Below are 17072 nucleotides of genomic sequence, written 5' to 3'. Positions count from 1 at the left end.
GCCGAGGCTGCTGCACCCACGCGGGCGCCGCGCCGCACGGCCGAGCGCATCTACGACGTCGCGGCCACCGCCCCGGTGGCCGAGGTGGTCGTCGACGAGGCGCCCGTCGCCTCGCGGCCCCTCGAGCCCGGGACATGGGAGCCGACCCCGGTTCCTCGGCCGGTGTACACGATGAAGGCTGCGGCCCACCGGCCCGAGCCGACCTCGCAGCCTGCTGCCCCCGTTGCGCCTGCCGCTGTGGACCCCGAGGTCCCGCAGGTCATCGACGTCGAGGACGAGGACCTGCCGGCCATCGCCGGCTGGGGCTGACCTCCCTTCCGCTGATTCGACGAGAGCTCGCGACCCATGGGTTGCGAGCTCTCGTCATTCCGGGGCCCCTCCTCGTGCCGGGCCGGCCCCCTTCGCCTCGTCAGGCGTCGTGCACGCCCGCGTCGTGGTCTGGCCTCGCCAGCTCATCGGCCTCGGCGACGTCCACCCTGACCTCGGCGTGCTCGGCGTCCGTCACGAGGTCGGACAGGTCGTCGACGTCCTCGGGGAGCGGGTCGAGCAGGTTGTGGCCCACGGCGTTGAGCACGGCCACGAGAGGGACGGCGGTGAGGGCCCCGATGACGCCACCGACGATGATGCCGGTCGCGATGCCGAGGATGACGGCGAGCGGGTGCACGCGGACCGCACGACCCAGGAGCAGCGGCTGCAGGACGTGTGACTCGAGCTGCTGCACCGCGATGACGACCCCGAGCATGATCAGGGCCGTGATCGGGCCCTTGGCGACGAAGGCCAGAGCGACGGCGACGAACCCCGACATCAGGGCTCCGACGATCGGGATGAAGGACCCAATGAAGACGAGCAGCGCAATGCCGGAGGCGAAGGGGACGCCGAGGACCAGGGCGCCCAGACCGATACCGAGCGCATCGGTGCCGGCCACGAGGATCGTCGCGCGGGTGAAGGCCTTGAGCTGGTTCCACGCGATCGCGCCGGAGGAGAGGACCTTGGCCCGGGAGCCTCGGGGGAAGAGCCGCACGATCCAGGCCCAGATCCCGGCGCCGTCGTAGAGGAAGAAGAAGAGCGAGAACATCGCCAGGAAGAAGCCCGTCAGCAGGTGGCCGACGGTCAGGCCGGCCTGCGCCGCGCGTGAGGACAGCTCCTCGCCCTGGGCGACCGAGTTCCACGTGTCCGTGACCCAGGTCGTGATCTGGCCCTCGGTCAGGCCGAACGTGTCGACGACCCACTGTCGGGACTGGTCGACGCCCTGGCTGACCTGGCCGACGATGTCGCCCAGCTGGGCGGCGAACTGGTTGCCGACGAAGCTGAAGAGGGCCACGAGCGCCGCAAGGGTGCCCATGACGGTGACGAAGGCCGCGAGGCCCCGGGGCAGGATGATGCGCAGCCGCTGGAAGAGCGGCTCGAGCAGCGCCGCCAGGAGCAGCGCGATGATGACGGGGAAGACGACCTCGGAGAGCTTGGAGATCAGCCACAGGAGCGCGACGATCCCGACGCCGATGATCAGCGAGCGCCACACCCACTCGGACGCCGCGCGGAAGTTCGGCGGGACCGAGGCTCCTCCCGGCGCGCTGGGCGCGGTGGTCTGGATGACGATCTGCCGGTCCTCCGGCGGCGCCGCGGGCAGCTGTGGCAGCTGCGGCAGGCGGGGTCGGATGGGCGGGATCCGCAGGCCCCGGAAGCGGCGTTTGTCGGTCATGCAGGTCCTTTGGTTCGGGTGCGATCGACTCTAGTCGTGCGGATTGTGGACCCGCGTCATCCCGGTGTTATGGTTGCCGTCGTTCTTGGGGCTGTGGCGCAGTTGGTAGCGCGTCTCGTTCGCAATGAGAAGGTCAGGGGTTCGATTCCCCTCAGCTCCACCAGACGTGAAGGCCCCCGGCAGTTGCCGGGGGCCTTCGTCGTGCCGGGGGCCTTCGTCGTACCGGGTTGCAGGGGGTGACGGGCGCCCCCTTCGGCAGTAGCGTCGATCTCACCGAGACCCAGGAGACGACCATGCGCCAGGTGACCTACTCGATGGGCTGCACGCTCGACGGCTACATCGTCGGGCCCGACGGTGGGTTCGACTGGTCCGTCCCCGACGAGGAGGTCTTCGCCCAGCACCTCCACGACCTGCGGGGCACGAGCGTGCACCTGCTGGGCCGGCGGCTCCACGAGACGATGCTCTACTGGGAGAGCGACGGCCCCGAGCTCGACCCCGCCGAGCGCGAGTGGGGGCGGATGTGGCGCGCGCTGCCCAAGGTCGTCTTCTCCACGACACTCACCGAGGTCACCGGCAGCAACACCCGGCTGGCGATGGGCGGGCTCGCGGAGGAGATCAACCGGCTGCGGGCGGAGTCCGACGAGGGCGAGATCGCCATCGGTGGCGCCGATCTTGCTGCCGAGGCCGCCGAGCTCGACCTCATCGACGAGTACCGACCCTTCGTCCACCCGGTGCTGGTCGGTGGCGGTCGCCCGTACCTACCCGGCCTCCAGCGGCAGGTGCCGCTCGAGCTCGTGTCGAGCCGGGTCTTCGGGTCAGGGGTCATTGCTTCCCGATACCGGGTGGTGCGCTGACCCGTGACCCGGACCTCCATCAGGCCCGGCGGCGGCCCATCATCGCGAGGGCGGCGCCACCGAGTGCGACGACGAGCGCCAGCCCGCCGAGCACCCGGGCGAGGGTGTCGGAGGAGTCGGCCGTGGCGGGCTGGGCTGCGGCAGTGGCGGGCTCGCCCCCTTCGGCGGCCGTGACCTCGAAGCTCGGCGCCGGGTGCTCCGGCTCCTCGCCGCCCTCCTCCGCGACCTCGGACCAGTCGGAGACCTCCCCGTCGGAGTAGGTCTGCTCCGCGGGCAGGACGAGCGTGCCGGGCTCGGGGAGGGGTCCGCCGCTGATCGCGAACTCCTGGTACTCACCGGGCGCGATGCCCGAGGCCGTGGAGTCGGCGGTCCACGTGATCGTCCGTGGAGCCTCGCTGAGCGTGAGGTCGTTGGCGGTCACCTTCTCGGGCAGCTTCGCCGTCGTGACCTTGGCGGTCCACCCGGGGACCGGACGGACGGAGACGCTGGCGAGCGGCCGGTCCTGCGGGAGCGTGACGACCAGCTTGGTGGTGGAGGCCGTGTCCGACTCGTTGGGCACGCGGAAGGTCAGGGCCGCGTAGCCCCCCGAGGCCGTGGCATCGGGCGTGACGCGGACGTGGGCGGAGGCGGGCAGGGCGCTCGCGGCCACGACGGCGGTCGCGAGGGTCAGGGCAGCGCCGGAGCGCAGGATGGTGCGGGTCATGTCAGGTCCTTCGTGAGGTGTGGGGTGAGCAGAGAGCGGTCTGCCGTCCCACCCCGGACGAAGGGGTGGGTCAGACGACCGCCGGAGCGCGGCGGACCGGGGGCCCGCGACGACCGGCACCACCCGGGACCATGGCGGGGCGGGGTGGTTCGCCCCCTCTGGAGGGGGCGAGTCCGTGACCCACCACGAGGAGCAGGGCGGGAGCGGCGGGCAGCCTCGGCCACAACAGCTGGGCAACGTGCCAGACCGCGTCCTCGCCGCGGGCGAGGACGAGGGCCAGCAGCAGGGCGGCGACCGTGTGCGCGAGGACCATCCCGGCGCTCGTGCCGTGCGGCATGGGTGTGGCCCCGTCGGCGCAGGCCACCACGACGTGGTGCGAGCCGGTGGCGACACAGGTGGCCGCGATCGTCTCGGTCGCGGCGAGGACGGTGTGGAGCAGGAGCTGGGAGATGCCCAGCGAGAGCGTCAGGGCCACCCGACCCAGCCGCCACTGAGTGAGGAGGAGCCCACACCACAGCAGGGCCATCGAGATGAGCGCAGCCACCCCGGGCGAAGGGAGAGACCCACCGCCGACGACGTGGGCGCCGGTCGACAGGCCGAACGCGGCGGCTGCCCAGGCACTCGCCCTGGCGAGGCGCAGCGCACCCCTGCTCGGCGAGTCCATGACGTCGATCCTCAGCGGCGTCTCAGGCGGGCGGGCGCTCGCCGAGACGCCGCACCGGGCCGAAGGTCAGGGCCAAGGTCAGGGCGGCGGTGATCGCGAGCAGCCACAGGCCGATCGCGTAGGACTCGGTGCGGCCGTAGATGAAGCCCATGAGCAGCGGTGGGATGAAGCCCCCCAGGCCGCCGGCCGCACCGACGATCCCGGTGACGCCTCCGACCCGAGCAGGGTCGGTGACCTGCGCGATGAGGGCGAAGACCGCGCCGCTGCCGGCGCCGAGGGCGGCAGCCATCGCAAGGAAGGCGACCGTGCCGCCGGCGTGGAGAGGTGGGTTGCCCGCGGCCATGGCGGCGCAGACCGCGGTCACGGCAAAGACCACACCGAGCACGGGGATGGCGCCGACCTTGTCGGCCGTCGCACCACCGATCGGCCGCGCGATCACGGCCACGAGGACGAAACCGGCCATCCGCAGGGAGGCATCGGCTGCCTCCAGACCGTGCCCGGTGATCAGGTACGCCGGCAGGTAGACGCTGAAGGCGACGTACCCGCCGAAGGCCACCGCGTAGAGGGCGCAGGCCATCCACGTCACCGGGAGCGTGGCATTGGCCCGCAGTCGCTGCGCCAGGCTCGTCGTCGGGACGGCCCGGCCCGGCGCATCACGCATGATGAGCCAGGCGAGGACCGCGTAGATCGCCAGGAGGGCAGCGGTGATGACGAAGGGGAGGGACTCGCCCTTGTCGAAGAGTCGCACCGTGGTGAGGGCGCTGATCGCGGTGCCACCCATTCCGGCGCCGAAGATGCCGACGGCGAGGCCGCGCCGTGCGGGTGGGAACCAGGCGTTCACATAGGGCACGCCGACGGCGAAGATCGTGCCCGCGATGCCGAGGAAGAACCCGCTGAGGATCAGGAGGGCGAAGGAGCTCAGCGCGAGGACGGGGATCGCGAGCACCGGGATGATCGTCAGGACGGAGATGATGGGGAACATCACCCGCCCCCCGTAGCTGTCCGTGAGCGAGCCCACGATGATCCGCCCGAGCGAGCCGACGACGACGGGGACCGCGACGAGCAGGGAGACATCGGACTCGGTGAGCTCGCCGAGCTGCCCGGTGCTGCGGAAGAGCGGGCCCAGCGGGCTGAGCAGCGCCCACGCCCAGAAGTTGAGGACCGACCCGATGGTGGCCATGGCGAGCATGACCCAAGGGGATCGGGTGGGTTGGTTGTGCGCCGACTCGATGCTGCTCATGGACGATCTCCCGGTGAAGGAACCCGATCCGCGGGCACGCGGTGGCTCCGAGCCTATCCAAGGAGCCGCTGGTGAGGCGTCAGCGGGCGGGAGGCCCGGTGATCATCCGTCCGCTGGACGACCGCGGCCACGGGTTGGCGGTGCACCCGTGCAGCGAGAGGGTCTGCTGCACCATGACGGGAGCCGGGCCGCCCTTGCGGGGGCAGCGCTCGTGGCCCTTGCCGAGGCCGTGGCCGACCTCGTGGTTGACGAGGTAGTGCCGGTAGAGCTGGAGGTCCTTGACGTGCGGGACCCCCTCGAGCCAGCGGTCCAGGTTGAGCAGGACATAACGCCCTGCCCGACACGAGGTGTAGCCGTCGGTGTCGGCGCCAGCGGCCGCACACTGCTTGTCGACGGTGTGGGGCGTGGCCAGCCGGATGGTCAGGTCGGCGTCGGTGGTCGCGACCCGCTGGAAGCGCCAGTCCCCGCCGGCCGTCCATCCTCGGGGGTGTCGCAGGGTGGCGTCGACCGCGGCGGCAAACCCACGGGGGGACACTCCGGTGCCGCGCTCGACCTCGATGCGGTAGGTCATCAGCTGCCCGGCCTTGCCACGGACCGGTGCGCTGGCCGGCACGCCGTGGTAGCGCCCGGTGGACCGGTAGGTGTGGGTGGGTGATGGCGCTGGGGTGGTCGTCGACCTGGTCGTCGATGTGGAGGCGGACGACGGGCTCTGGGTCGTCGACGCCGTGGCGACGGCGACCGAGGTCGACGCGGCTGGCGCAGTCTGCGCTGACTCGGAGCCACGAGCAGCCTTGAGCCCCACCACGATCGCGACCATGAGCACGACCGCGACCACTGCGACGGTCACCTGCCGGCGGCGGGCCTGCTCGGCGCTGCGTGGGGCCAATGGGCGGTCGGGGAGCACGCTGCTCAGGATACGGCCGCGTGGGCGAGCAGCCAGTCACGCAGCCGCAGGGTGGAGAGGCAGTCGTACTCGTTGTACTGGCGCAGGTCCTCCAGCCGGGCGGCCGCCTCCGTGTGGTCGCCGGCGGCTGCGGCCTCACGGTAGCGCTGGTACTCGATGATCGAGTCGCCGCCGGCGGTCACGCCGTCGGCGTCGCGCAGGTCCGCGCCCATGTAGAGCGGCTCCAGGCGCTTGATCGAGTACGACGGGCTGCCCACGCGCACAGCGGACTTGACCGCGGCATAGAGGTCGACGAAGACGCCACCGTCGAGCAGGTCCGCGACCTCCTCCTCGTAGGCGCCGTGGCGTGCCGCGATCCGGGTCAGGGCCGTCCGCTCGTAGGCCGAGTAGTGGAAGACGTGCAGGTCGGGCCAGCGCTCGAGCCGCTCGCGCAGCCAGTCGACGAAGCCGATGAGCGCGGCGCGCTCCTGCTCGCGGTCGTGGGCCCAGAAGGGGACGAACTCCCCACCTGCGGTGAGGGAGCCGAAGAGGTACTCCAACCCCTGGTCGGTGGGGGTCGCGCCCTTCCACAACGGATCGCCCTCGAAGTCGAAGAAGACATCTCCATCGCTCGGCCCCGGGAGCGCGGCCAGCGCGGCCGGGTTGTGGATCTCGTACGGCAGCGGGCGCTCCGGCGTCGGGTCGATCAGCTGGAGACGCGCCTGGCTGCGCATCGCGATGAGGCGCGAGTCATCCACTCCCGCAACGGGGCCAGCGCCATCGGCCAGCTCGACCATCGTCGTGATGCCTGCCTCCAGGAGCAGCCGACGGGTCGAGGCGTTGACCCCTGCGACGAGGCCGACGTCGCCGCGGGCGGCGAGCTCGGCGCGGCAGGCGTCGCAGCGCAGGCAGGCGCGCCAGCGCACATCGCCCCACACGGCGGACTGCACCTCGCCGATGTGGGTGTCGAGGACCTCGAGCAGGCGCTCGCGGACCTGTGCGAGCTCCTCCGTCAGGTCCTCGCGCGGGGTGTCGTGGTGGCTCCCGTCCCCGAGGATCAGCCGGACGAAGGGGGCGACCTCCACCCCGGCAGCCGCGAAGGCCTCGGCGTAGGCGGCCACCTGCAGGAGGGCATGGGGCCGTGCGCTGCGGGCGAGCTTGGTCTCGGCGACGATCCACCGGCCTGCGTCATCGCGCAGGAGATGGTCCGCCCGCCCGACGAAGCGCTCGCCGTGGACGGCCGCCTGGTGGACGATCCGGGTCCGGGGGTCGGCGAGCGCGCTGAGGACCTCGTCGGGGCCGAGTCGGCGGGCGTCGACGACCCCGTCACCGCTCGCCCCTCCGACCTGGAGGGTCAGCTCGTCGGTGACCTCGCGCTCGTAGTCGCGACCGAGACCGCCGAAGCGCTCGCGGATCGGGTCGGCCTCGGCCTCGACGGCTGTGCGGCGGCCCAGGCGGACGTCGGCGCTGACCAGCAGCCCGTACTCGCACTCGCGCCCGTACCTCAGGTCACCCGCGGTGATGACTGCAGGGCCGCGGGTGCCGTCGACGAGGGGGAAGTCCATGGCCTCGAGGGTACGAGGGGCCCCCGACACGTCGTTGGTCGAGGTGGGCGGCCGTCCGCGGCCGACCCTCGAGACCCGTCACACCCAGCTGGGGAACCACATGCGCCAGCGCCACTGGTCGTAGGGGATGACCTGGGCGGTCCAGATCGGCCAGTAGAAGGCGAAGTTGGCCAGGACGAGCAGCAGGTAGAGGCCCACGGCGATCTGCCCGATGCGGCGCCGGCGCGCGTCTGCCCCCGGTGGTCCGAGCGCGAGCCCGAGCATGAAGACCACCGCGAGGATGACCCAGGGCTCGAAGGCGATCGTGTAGAAGGTGAAGATCGTGCGGTGCTGCAGGAAGAACCACGGCAGCCAGCCGCCGACGAACCCGGCGAGGACCGCCCCGGCGCGCCAGTCACGCTTGAAGGCCCAGTGGTAGGCGAGGAAGAAGAGCGCGGCCGTTGCCAACCACCAGATGGAGACCGACCCGAGCGAGCTGATCGCCTTGGAGCACTTTTCGACGTGGCAGCCGGTCATGCCCTGCGTCGGTGACTCGTAGAAGAAGGAGGTCGGCCGGGACTGGATCATCCACGACCAGGGGTTGGACTGGTAGGTGTGCGGCGAGGTCAGGTGGTCGTGGAAGTCCAGGACCTGCACGTGGTACTGCCACAGCGAGCGCAGGGCAGGAGGCAGCCACTGCACGCCCTCACCCGGGTGGTCCACCGCCCAGGTCCGGTTGTACCCGGTGCTCGTGGCGAACCAGCTGACCCAGGACGCGAGGTAGGTGGCCAGGACGACGGCGCTCATCGACAGGCCGGCCCAGACGCCGTCCTTGCCGATGCCGGCGACGATCCAGTGGCGGGCGCCGGCCGCCCGGCGGGCCCCGATGTCCCAGAAGACGGTCATCAGGCCGAAGGCGGCGAAGAAGTACAGGCCGGACCACTTGGTGCCGCAGGCCAGACCCAGGGAGAGCGCGGCGACGAGCCGCCACGGACGCCACCACATCATCGGGCCGGTCGTGAAGCCCGGACGCAGCCTCGCTGCCTTGTCCGCCAAGCGGGCTCGCGACCAGTCGCGGTCGATGAGCAGCGCTCCGAAGGCCGCAAGGGCGAAGAACATCAGGATGATGTCGAGCAGCCCGGTGCGCGAGTGGACGAAGTGGTGCCCCTCGAAGGCCATCAGGAAGGCGGCGATGGCCCCCAGCCAGGTGGATCCGAAGAGGCGCCTGGCGATCCGGCCGACCATGAGGATCGAGAGGGTGCCGAGCAGCGCGACCGAAAAGCGCCAGCCGAAGCTGGACGTCGACCCGAAGATCCACTCGCCGAAGGCGATGATCCACTTGCCGACCGGCGGGTGGACGACCATGTCGCCGTCGGTGGCGTTGAAGACGGCGGTCGTGCCCTGGGTGAAGAGGGGGTCGACCTCCTCGCCGTCGCCGTTCCACCGCATCTCGACGCCGTAGTCGAGCATCGAGACGCCCTGCTTGACGTAGTAGGTCTCGTCGAAGACGAGCTGGTGGGGGCGGCCGAGGGCCCAGAAGCGCAGGATCCCGCCGATCGCGGCGAAGAGCAGCGGACCGGCCCAGCCCCACAGGGCATCGGTGGGACGAAGACCGAGCAGGCGTCCACGCAGCTGCTGCCCCCGGTCCATGCGCGCCATCGTAGGCGAGCGGTGGGACTCGGGCGCGCGTGCTGGGAGGATGGGCGGCATGCCTCTCGTCCTCGCTGCCACACCCATCGGCGATCCGCGTGACGCCAGCCCGCGCCTGCGCGAGGAGCTCGCGGGCGCGGACGTCATCGCCGCCGAGGACACCCGCCGGTTGCGCGGCCTCGCAGCCCGCATCGGCGTCGACCTGCCCGCGCGCGTCGTCAGCTACCACGAGCACAACGAGGCCACCAAGACCGCAGAGCTGCTCGAGCTGGTGCAGGAGGGGCAGCGTGTCGTCCTCGTCACCGACGCCGGGATGCCGTCGGTGTCCGACCCGGGCTATCGCTTCGTGCGGGCGTGCATCGACGCCGACCAGGTCGTGACCTGCGTGCCGGGGCCGAGTGCGGTGCTCATGGCCCTGGCGGTCTCGGGGCTGCCGGTCGACCGCTTCTGCTTCGAGGGCTTCCTCCCGCGCAAGGCGGGGGAGCGGCGCTCGGTCCTCGAGGAGGTGGCGACGGAGCGGCGCACGATGGTCTTCTTCGAGGCGCCCCACCGGATCGCGGCGTCCCTGGAGATCATGGCCGAGGTCCTCGGCGCCGACCGTCAGGCCGCCGTCTGCCGCGAGCTGACCAAGACCTACGAGGAGGTCCGGCGGGGCGGTCTCGCCGAGCTCGCAGAGTGGGCGGCCGAGGGTGTCAAGGGCGAGATCACCATCGTCGTCGGGGGCGCCGAGGAGATGAGCGTCTCCCTCGAGGACGCCGTGGCCGAGGTGCTGGCACGCAAGGATCGCGGCGCCCGGCTCAAGGACGTCTGCGCCGCAGTGGCCACGTCCACCGGGCACGGCAAGAAGGCTCTCTACGACGCCGTGGTGGCCCACCGCAGGTCCCTCTCAGACTGAGGTGGGACAATCCCGGCCATGACCGAGCCGCTGCCCGACTCAGGCACCGACCTGCCCGTCGACACCGAGACCGCAGAGACCGCAGCGCAGGCCGCAGGAGCTGCCAGCGAGGCTGCAGAAGGCGCCCGTGAGGCCCACGCCGAGCACGGGTCCCGCCCCGGGGCCGAGCGGACCGTTGTGCACCTGCTGCGTCACGGCGAGGTCGACAACCCCGACAAGATCCTTTACGGCCGACTGCCCGACTACCACCTGTCGGCGCTGGGTCGCGAGATGGCCGATGTCGTCGCGGAGCGCCTCGCCGAGGCCGACCTGGCGCTCGTCGTGCACAGCCCGCTGGAGCGCACCGCCGAGACGGCGGCCCCGACGCTCGCTCGTCACGGCCTGACCGCCGTCGTCGACCCGCGGGTCATCGAGGCCGGCAACAAGTTCGAGGGGCGCCGCTTCCGCAAGCGACTGCTGCTCGACCCCCGCCGCTGGTGGTGGCTGCGTGACCCGACCAAGCCCACCTGGGGTGAGTCCTACCGGGCCATCGGCAAGCGGATGATGGCGGCCATCGAGGACGCCCGCGACCACGCCCGCGGCCACGAGGTCCTGATCGTGAGCCACCAGCTGCCGATCTGGACCATCCGCAGCGTGCTCGAGCACCGCAACCTCTGGCACGACCCGCGCAGGCGGGAGTGCAACCTCGCCTCCCTCACGTCGGTGACCTTCACCGGCGACGAGATCACCGATGTCACCTACAGCGAGCCTGCTGCGCACCTCTACGCACACGCCGCCACGACCCCTGGAGCCTGACCCCCTTCGATGAAGACCCGTCGCCTGACCTCCACCCTCGTCGCCTCGATGAGTGCCCTCGCGCTCGTCGGCGGACTGTCCGCGTGCGGCGAGTCCGCCTCCGAGAAGGCGGCGAAGGAGGTCGGCTCCCGCAACGGCGACGGGTCGATGACCCTCTTCGCCCCCGAGGACCGCGGTGAGCCGGTGGAGCTGGCCGGCGAGACGATCGACGGCAAGACCTGGGACAGCGCGGACGAGCGCGGCAAGGTCGTCGTCGTCAACCTCTGGGCCAGCTGGTGCGGTCCGTGCGCCAAGGAGGCCCCGCACCTCGTCGAGGCCCACGAGGAGACGAAGGGGGATGACGTCGAGTTCGTCGGCATCAACTACCGCGAGTCCTCGATGGCCACCGGTCTGGCTCAGGGCAAGGAGTGGGGCTTCACCTGGCCCTCCATCTACGACAAGTCGGGCAAGACCGCGATCGACATGCAGGGCAAGATGACCACCCAGCCCTCCACGGCCGTGCTCGACCGTGAGGGTCGGATCGCGGCCGTCGTCCTGGGACCGGTGACGACCTCGACCCTCGTGGGCGCGGTCGAGGACACGGCGGCAGAAGCCGGATGATCGCGTCCCTCCCTTCGCTCGCCGCGGTCCCCACCACGCTGAGCGACCAGGTCACCGATGGAGCCCTCCCGCTCGCCGTGCTCGTCGCGGCGCTCGCGGGCCTGGTCTCCTTCGCGACGCCGTGCGTGCTGCCGCTCGTGCCCGGCTACCTCGGATATGTGACCGGCCTGTCCGATGTCGCGCTCGAGAAGCGCAGCCGGGGCCGGATGGTCCTCGGGACGCTGCTGTTCATCCTCGGCTTCAGCGTCGTCTTCGTCCTGGCGTCGATGTTCGTCGCGACGGCTGGTCGTGCCCTCGTCGAGCACCGTGAGCTGCTCATGCGCATCGGCGGGGTGCTCGTCATCCTGATGGCCTTCGTCTTCCTCGGTGCCGGGTCCCAGCGCACCCTGCGCCTACCGATCAAGCCTGCCGCCGGCCTCGCCGGTGCGCCGCTGCTCGGGGCGGTCTTCGGCCTCGGCTGGGCGCCCTGCATGGGGCCGACCCTGGCCGCGGTCCTCACGCTCAACCTGACCGGCGACGCGTCGACGACGCGAGCGGTCATCCTGGCGCTGGCCTACTGCATGGGGCTGGGTCTGCCCTTTCTGCTCATCGCTGCCGCCTACGAGCGCTGGGCGCCGGTCTCCGCGTGGCTGCGGCGCCGCCAGCGGGCGATCCAGGTCGTCGGTGCGGTGCTGCTCCTCGTCGTCGGGGTGCTGCTGCTCACCGGCGGCTGGGACAACCTCACCCAGTGGCTGCAGATCCATCTGATCAACGACGTGGAGGTGGTCCTGTGAGTGGGACCCGGCAGGACATCACCCAGCCCAAGCTGGGCGTGGTCGGCTATCTGCGGTGGGGCTGGCGACAGCTGACGAGCATGCGCACCGCGCTCTTCCTGCTCCTGCTGCTCGCGATCGGCGCCGTGCCCGGCTCCGTCTTCCCCCAGCGCAGCCTCGACCCGGCGCGCACCGCCGACTGGATCGCCCGCCACGAGACGACCGGACCGTGGCTCGACAAGCTCGGCGCCTTCGAGGTCTACGCCTCCCCGTGGTTCTCCGCGATCTACCTGCTGCTCTTCATCTCGCTCATCGGCTGCATCGTCCCCCGCACCTCGGTGCACTGGAAAGCCTTGCGCAGCAAGCCTCCTCGCGCCCCCAAGAGGCTCGTCCGCCTCGAGGCCCACGCCGACGGCGAGGTCGAGGGCAACGCTGACGAGATCCGCGAGGCCGCCACCGCGGTACTGCGTCGGCGTCGCTTCCGGGTCGCCAGCCATGACGAGCTGTCCGTCTCCGCGGAAAAGGGGTACCTCAAGGAGACCGGCAACCTCGTCTTCCACACCGCCCTCGTCACCCTCATCATCGGTGTCGCGGTCGGGCACCTGTGGGGGTGGAAGGCCGACATCGTCGTGCCCTCCGGGGACTCCTTCGTCAGCACGGTGACGCGCTACGACACCTTCGCCCCCGGGCCGCTCGTCGACGAGTCCAGCCTGTCCCCCTTCGCCATCGAGGTGGAGGAGATGACGGCCGACTTCAACGACCGCGAGCCCTCCGCAGCGACCTTCGGCCAGCCGCGCGACTTCGAGGCGCACGTCAAGGTGGTCGAGGAGGACGGCAACGCGTTCACCGACAGCGTCAAGGTCAACCACCCCCTGGAGATGAAGGGCGCGACCGTCTTCCTCCTCGGCAACGGCTATGCCCCGGTCGTCACGGTCAAGGACGAGGACGGCGAGGTCCTCTACCAGGGGGCCACCCCCTTCCTCGCCCAGGACGGCAACTACCGCTCCACCGGCGCGATCAAGGTCGGGGCCGCGTCGCCGGAGCAGTTCGGCTTCCTCGGTCTTTTCCTCCCCACGGCCTACATCGACCCCGACCAGGGGCCGATCTCGGTCTTCCCGGACACCCGGAGCCCGGCGCTCGCGATGAGCATGTACACCGGCGAGCTCTATCCCGACGGTCGTCCCCAGTCCGTCTTCACCCTCGACACCGCGTCGATGACCAAGGTGGAGACCACGGACGGCAAGGACGCGCTGCGCCTGTGGCTCACGCCCGGTGAGGGCGCCACGCTGCCCGACGGCAAGGGCACGATCACCTTCGACGGCGTCGAACGCTTCGCGGGCTTCTCCGTCCGGCACGACCCGGGCAAGGGGCTGACCCTGTGGTCGGCGCTCGCCGCGCTGGCGGGCCTCATCACGACACTGACCATCAAGCGCCGCCGTGTCTTCGTGCGTCTCGTCCAGGAGGGCGAGAGCGTGCGCGTCGACGTCGGCGGCATGAGCAAGGACGACGACGAGGGCCTCCTCGAGATCGTCCAGGAGATCCGCGACGAGCTCGTGGGACAATCGAGGACATCATGACGAACGAGATCCTGGCCCAGAACGCCAACTATGCGCTGGCCTCGGCCGCGCTGGTCATCACCGTGGCGATGCTCTGCTACGCCCTCTACCTCGCGCAGTCCGTGCCCGTGCGCGAGCAGACGACGGCGGATGCCAAGGTCCCCGCGACCGTCGGCGGTGGCGGGTCGGAGCCGGATGCAGGTGGCGTTACCGGGGACGTGGTCGCCGAGACCCCCGCGCGGGCCCGCAAGGCGGCCGGCATCGCCGGGTCCCTGTCTTGGCTGGGTGCCGCCCTGCTGCTGCTCTCGTGCGTCTTCCGCGGGCTGGCCGTGCAGCGCTTCCCGCTGGGCAACCTCTTCGAGTTCAGCATCGCCGGTGCCTTCTTCGCCATGGTGGTCTACTGCGTCGCGACCCTGCGTCGTGACGTGCGCTGGCTGGGCGTCTTCGTCACCGCCTTCGTCACGTTGCTGCTGATGGTCGCCTCGACCGCTTGGTACGTCGAGGCCGACGAGCTGGTGCCCTCGCTGAAGTCCTACTGGCTGCCGATCCACGTCACTGTCGCGACCCTGTCCGTCGGGATCTTCGTCGTCGGCGCCATCGTGTCGGCTCTCTACCTGATGAGCGACCGCGGGGTCGGCGGCGAGCGCTTCTGGCGCAAGCTGCCCGAGGCCAAGTCCCTGGAGAAGTTCTCCTACTCGCTGCACATCATCGGCTTCCCGCTGTGGACCTTCACGCTCATCGCGGGCGCGATCTGGGCCCGCGAGGCTTGGGGCTCCTACTGGAACTGGGATCCCAAGGAGGTGTGGACCTTCGTCATCTGGACGGTCTACGCCGCCTACCTGCACGCCCGGGCGACCAAGAACACCTCGCGGCGGACGGCCAACTGGATCGCCATCGCCGGGTTCGCCTGCATCGTCATCAACTACACGGTCGTGAATTTTTACTTCATCGGCCAGCACAGCTACGCGCAGTGAGGCACTGAATTGGTCCGCTACACCCTGCTCCGCACGATGATCTTCTTCGGCTGCCTCGCGCTGCTGTGGCTGGTCGGCCTGCGTGAGCCCAACGAGCTCCCCTGGCTGGTCGTCGGCGCAGCCCTGGCATCGATGATCATCTCGGCGCTGGTGCTCAAGCCCTTCCGTGCCGAGATGATCCAGCAGATCCAGGACCGTCAGGCCGCCAAGGCGGAGTCTCGGTCGGCGCGCACCGACACCGACGAGGCCGTCGAGGACGCCGCTCGGGACCGCTCGGACGCCGCCAAGGACTCGAAGCCGGAGGCCGAGGAGCCCGAGACCTTCCGCTGAGGGGTGTCGTCCCTCCCGCTCCAGGATTTCCGGGTCACCCGATAAACCTCGCCTTCGCAAGAGTTTGAAACTCCTGCGAAGGCGAGGTTTGTCTTGTTGAGCGCCGCCGCTGAGTGGCGAAGGGGGTCAGCGCGCGAGCGGGGCGAAGAGCCAGACCGCCCACATCAGCTCGGCAAACCCGGTGAGTGCCAGGGCCGGGATGAGCGCGCGGCCGGTCTCGCCGGAGCGCACCGCCTGGATGCCCGGCCAGGCGATGACGAGGCCGAGCAGGCCGAGCGGGGCCCACGGGCGCCAGATGGCCATGAGCAGGGTGCAGACGATCGCGACGGCGAAGAGCCCGAGGTAGAGCTGGCGGGTGCGCGCGTCACCGAGTCGCACGGCCAGGGTCTGTTTGCCTGTGACGGAGTCGGTCGGGATGTCGCGCAGGTTGTTGGCGACGAGGATCGCGGTGGCGAGCGACCCAACGGCGATCGCGCCGAGCACGCCGACCGCGGTGATCGTGCCGATCTGGGTGTACAGCGTGCCGAGCGTCGCGACCAGCCCGAAGAAGATGAAGACGTAGACCTCGCCGAGGCCGCGGTAGCCGTAGGGGTTGTCGCCGCCGGTGTAGCGCCACGCCGCGACGATCGCCAGGGCGCCGATCGGGATGAGGATCCAGGCCTGGCTCAGGGCCACGAGCGCGAAGCCGACGAAGGCCCCGAGCCCGAAGAAGCTGAAGGCCGCGATCTTGACGTTTTCGGCATTGGCGAGCCGCTGGCCGACCAGCCGCACCGGGCCGACGCGCTCTTCGTCGGTGCCGCGGATGCCGTCGCTGTAGTCGTTGGCGTAGTTGACGCCGATCTGCAGGCAGCAGGAGACGAGCATGGCGAGCAGCGCGAGGCCGAGGTTGGCGCCCGGCAGCCCCTCGTCGGGGTCCCGGTGGGCTGCTGCCGCTGCGGTACCGACGATGACGGGGGCGATTGCTGCGGGGAGGGTTCGCGGACGGGCGCCGGCGATCCACTGCTTGATGGTGGCCACGATCGCCGATCTTACGAGGCGGTCAGGCTCCGAGCAGACGCGCCACGGCGGTGCGGTCGGGTTTGCCCGGGCCGCGCATGGGCAGCTCGGCGACGACGTGCACTCGACGGGGGAGGGCGGCGGCCTCGAGGTGGGGCCGCAGCATCTCGCGGATCTCGGTGACGCCACCCTCCGGGACCGGGCCGATCGGCGGCCCACCGGGGGAGGTGACGACGGCCAGCGCCACGGACTGACCCCACTGCGGGTCGGGCACGCCCACGACGACGGCTTCGGTCACCGCGGCGATGTGCGCCAGGACGGCCTCCTCGACGACGCGTGGCGCGATCTTGAGTCCGCCGGTGTTGATGATGTCGTCGGCGCGGCCGGTGACGCTCACCCGGCCGTCGCCGTCGACGGACCCGAGGTCACCGGTGCGGAACCAGCGCTGCCCGCCGTCGGTCCGGAAGGCCTCGCTGGCCTGGCCGAGGTACCCGTGGGCGACGACCGGTCCGCCGATCTCGAGGGCGCCGGTGTCATCCGCGCGGACCGCAACGCCCTTGAGGGGCTTGCCGTTGTAGACGCAGCCGCCGCCGGTCTCGGACATGCCATAGGTCGTCACGACCCGCACGCCTTCGGAGCGGGCCCGGTCGAGCAGCGAGCGTGGTGTGGCAGCCCCGCCGACGAGGATCGCGTCGAAGCGCCGCAGCGCCTCCAGCCCGAGCGGGTCGTCGATGAGCCGGGCGAGCAGGGTGGGGACGAGCGACGTGTAGCGACGTTCGGCGTGCATCCCGGCGGTGGCCTGCACGAGCGCGAAGGGGGTGACCGCCCCGGGACCGAGCACCACCGGGGTGGTCCCGGCCGCGATGCTGCGCAGCAGCACCTGGAGCCCGGCGATGTGGTGCGGCGGGAGGGCGAGCAACCACTGGCCGTGCCCGCC

17 protein-coding genes, 1 tRNA gene and 1 pseudogene are annotated in these 17072 nt (G+C 71.0%); 10 read left to right on the top strand and 9 right to left on the bottom strand.

The window, feature by feature from the left end; all coding sequences use genetic code 11:
* A pseudogene (locus JLI01S_RS17175) lies at positions 1–309 on the top strand (hypothetical protein); the annotation flags it as partial.
* A gap of 100 nt (positions 310–409) precedes the next feature.
* On the opposite strand, the gene JLI01S_RS14835 reads toward JLI01S_RS17175, so the two are convergent.
* A complete protein-coding gene (locus JLI01S_RS14835; RefSeq protein ID WP_068266022.1) occupies positions 410–1699 on the bottom strand; it encodes an AI-2E family transporter in 1290 nt (429 codons plus the stop codon).
* Between the two features lie 87 nt (positions 1700–1786).
* Between JLI01S_RS14835 and JLI01S_RS14830 the strand changes: the two genes are divergently transcribed.
* Both JLI01S_RS14830 and JLI01S_RS14825 read left to right on the top strand, forming a co-directional pair.
* Positions 1787–1862, top strand: a tRNA-Ala gene (locus JLI01S_RS14830).
* 73 nt (positions 1863–1935) lie between these two features.
* On the top strand, positions 1936–2553 hold the full coding sequence (locus JLI01S_RS14825; RefSeq protein ID WP_245634647.1) for a dihydrofolate reductase family protein: 618 nt from the start codon (positions 1936–1938) through the stop codon (positions 2551–2553).
* A 19-nt stretch (positions 2554–2572) separates the two neighbouring features.
* On the opposite strand, the gene JLI01S_RS14820 is transcribed toward JLI01S_RS14825, so the two are convergent.
* The 6 genes from JLI01S_RS14820 to JLI01S_RS14795 all read right to left on the bottom strand — a co-directional run bounded on the left by JLI01S_RS14820 (position 2573) and on the right by JLI01S_RS14795 (position 9237).
* A complete protein-coding gene (locus JLI01S_RS14820) occupies positions 2573–3256 on the bottom strand; it encodes a YcnI family copper-binding membrane protein (RefSeq protein ID WP_068266020.1) in 684 nt (227 codons plus the stop codon).
* A 70-nt stretch (positions 3257–3326) separates the two neighbouring features.
* Positions 3327–3920: a hypothetical protein gene (locus tag JLI01S_RS14815; RefSeq protein WP_068266018.1), complete on the bottom strand. Its 594-nt coding sequence runs from the start codon at positions 3918–3920 to the stop codon at positions 3327–3329.
* A 22-nt stretch (positions 3921–3942) separates the two neighbouring features.
* Positions 3943–5160, bottom strand: coding sequence for an MFS transporter (locus JLI01S_RS14810; protein WP_068266017.1), 1218 nt, complete (start codon positions 5158–5160; stop codon positions 3943–3945).
* Between the two features lie 79 nt (positions 5161–5239).
* Positions 5240–6064, bottom strand: coding sequence for a DUF3152 domain-containing protein (locus JLI01S_RS14805; RefSeq protein ID WP_218005526.1), 825 nt, complete (start codon positions 6062–6064; stop codon positions 5240–5242).
* 5 nt (positions 6065–6069) lie between these two features.
* Positions 6070–7608 carry a TM0106 family RecB-like putative nuclease gene (locus JLI01S_RS14800; protein WP_068266014.1) on the bottom strand — a complete coding sequence of 513 codons (1539 nt, stop codon included), beginning with the start codon at positions 7606–7608 and terminating at the stop codon, positions 6070–6072.
* A 78-nt stretch (positions 7609–7686) separates the two neighbouring features.
* Positions 7687–9237 (bottom strand): dolichyl-phosphate-mannose--protein mannosyltransferase, encoded by a 1551-nt coding sequence (locus JLI01S_RS14795; protein WP_068266013.1) that lies wholly within the window; start codon positions 9235–9237, stop codon positions 7687–7689.
* A 58-nt stretch (positions 9238–9295) separates the two neighbouring features.
* Here JLI01S_RS14795 and rsmI point away from each other — a divergent pair, with 58 nt between their 5' ends.
* Genes rsmI through JLI01S_RS14760 form a run of 7 tightly spaced genes read left to right on the top strand, consistent with a single transcriptional unit; the run spans position 9296 to position 15139 of the window.
* Positions 9296–10132: a 16S rRNA (cytidine(1402)-2'-O)-methyltransferase gene (gene rsmI / locus JLI01S_RS14790; protein ID WP_157074985.1), complete on the top strand. Its 837-nt coding sequence runs from the start codon at positions 9296–9298 to the stop codon at positions 10130–10132.
* 18 nt (positions 10133–10150) lie between these two features.
* A complete protein-coding gene (locus tag JLI01S_RS14785) occupies positions 10151–10927 on the top strand; it encodes a histidine phosphatase family protein (protein ID WP_084349478.1) in 777 nt (258 codons plus the stop codon).
* 9 nt (positions 10928–10936) lie between these two features.
* Positions 10937–11527 (top strand): TlpA disulfide reductase family protein, encoded by a 591-nt coding sequence (locus JLI01S_RS14780; RefSeq protein WP_068266008.1) that lies wholly within the window; start codon positions 10937–10939, stop codon positions 11525–11527.
* Positions 11524–12300 carry a cytochrome c biogenesis CcdA family protein gene (locus JLI01S_RS14775; RefSeq protein ID WP_084349477.1) on the top strand — a complete coding sequence of 259 codons (777 nt, stop codon included), beginning with the start codon at positions 11524–11526 and terminating at the stop codon, positions 12298–12300. The genes JLI01S_RS14780 and JLI01S_RS14775 overlap by 4 nt, the downstream gene beginning before the upstream one ends.
* Complete coding sequence (resB, locus tag JLI01S_RS14770) at positions 12297–13856, top strand: cytochrome c biogenesis protein ResB (protein ID WP_068266006.1); 1560 nt, start codon at positions 12297–12299, stop codon at positions 13854–13856. The genes JLI01S_RS14775 and resB overlap by 4 nt, the downstream gene beginning before the upstream one ends.
* Positions 13853–14809, top strand: coding sequence for a c-type cytochrome biogenesis protein CcsB (ccsB, locus tag JLI01S_RS14765; RefSeq protein ID WP_068266001.1), 957 nt, complete (start codon positions 13853–13855; stop codon positions 14807–14809). The genes resB and ccsB overlap by 4 nt, the downstream gene beginning before the upstream one ends.
* A 9-nt stretch (positions 14810–14818) precedes the next feature.
* The gene (locus tag JLI01S_RS14760; RefSeq protein ID WP_068266000.1) at positions 14819–15139 is read left to right on the top strand and encodes a DUF4229 domain-containing protein; all 321 of its coding nucleotides are present in this window, start codon (positions 14819–14821) and stop codon (positions 15137–15139) included.
* Between the two features lie 126 nt (positions 15140–15265).
* Here the strand turns inward: JLI01S_RS14760 and JLI01S_RS14755 are convergent, their stop codons facing one another.
* On the bottom strand, positions 15266–16156 hold the full coding sequence (locus JLI01S_RS14755; protein ID WP_068265998.1) for a 1,4-dihydroxy-2-naphthoate polyprenyltransferase: 891 nt from the start codon (positions 16154–16156) through the stop codon (positions 15266–15268).
* A 22-nt stretch (positions 16157–16178) separates the two neighbouring features.
* The coding region (locus JLI01S_RS14750; protein WP_068265997.1) for an AMP-binding enzyme at positions 16179–17072 on the bottom strand (894 nt) is incomplete at its 5' end.

It is taken from the genome of Janibacter limosus NBRC 16128, assembly GCF_001570985.1.
In the GTDB taxonomy this organism is placed as follows: domain Bacteria; phylum Actinomycetota; class Actinomycetes; order Actinomycetales; family Dermatophilaceae; genus Janibacter; species Janibacter limosus.
Note: the sequence above shows the minus strand (reverse complement) of the source record. Positions and strands in the feature narration are given on the sequence as shown.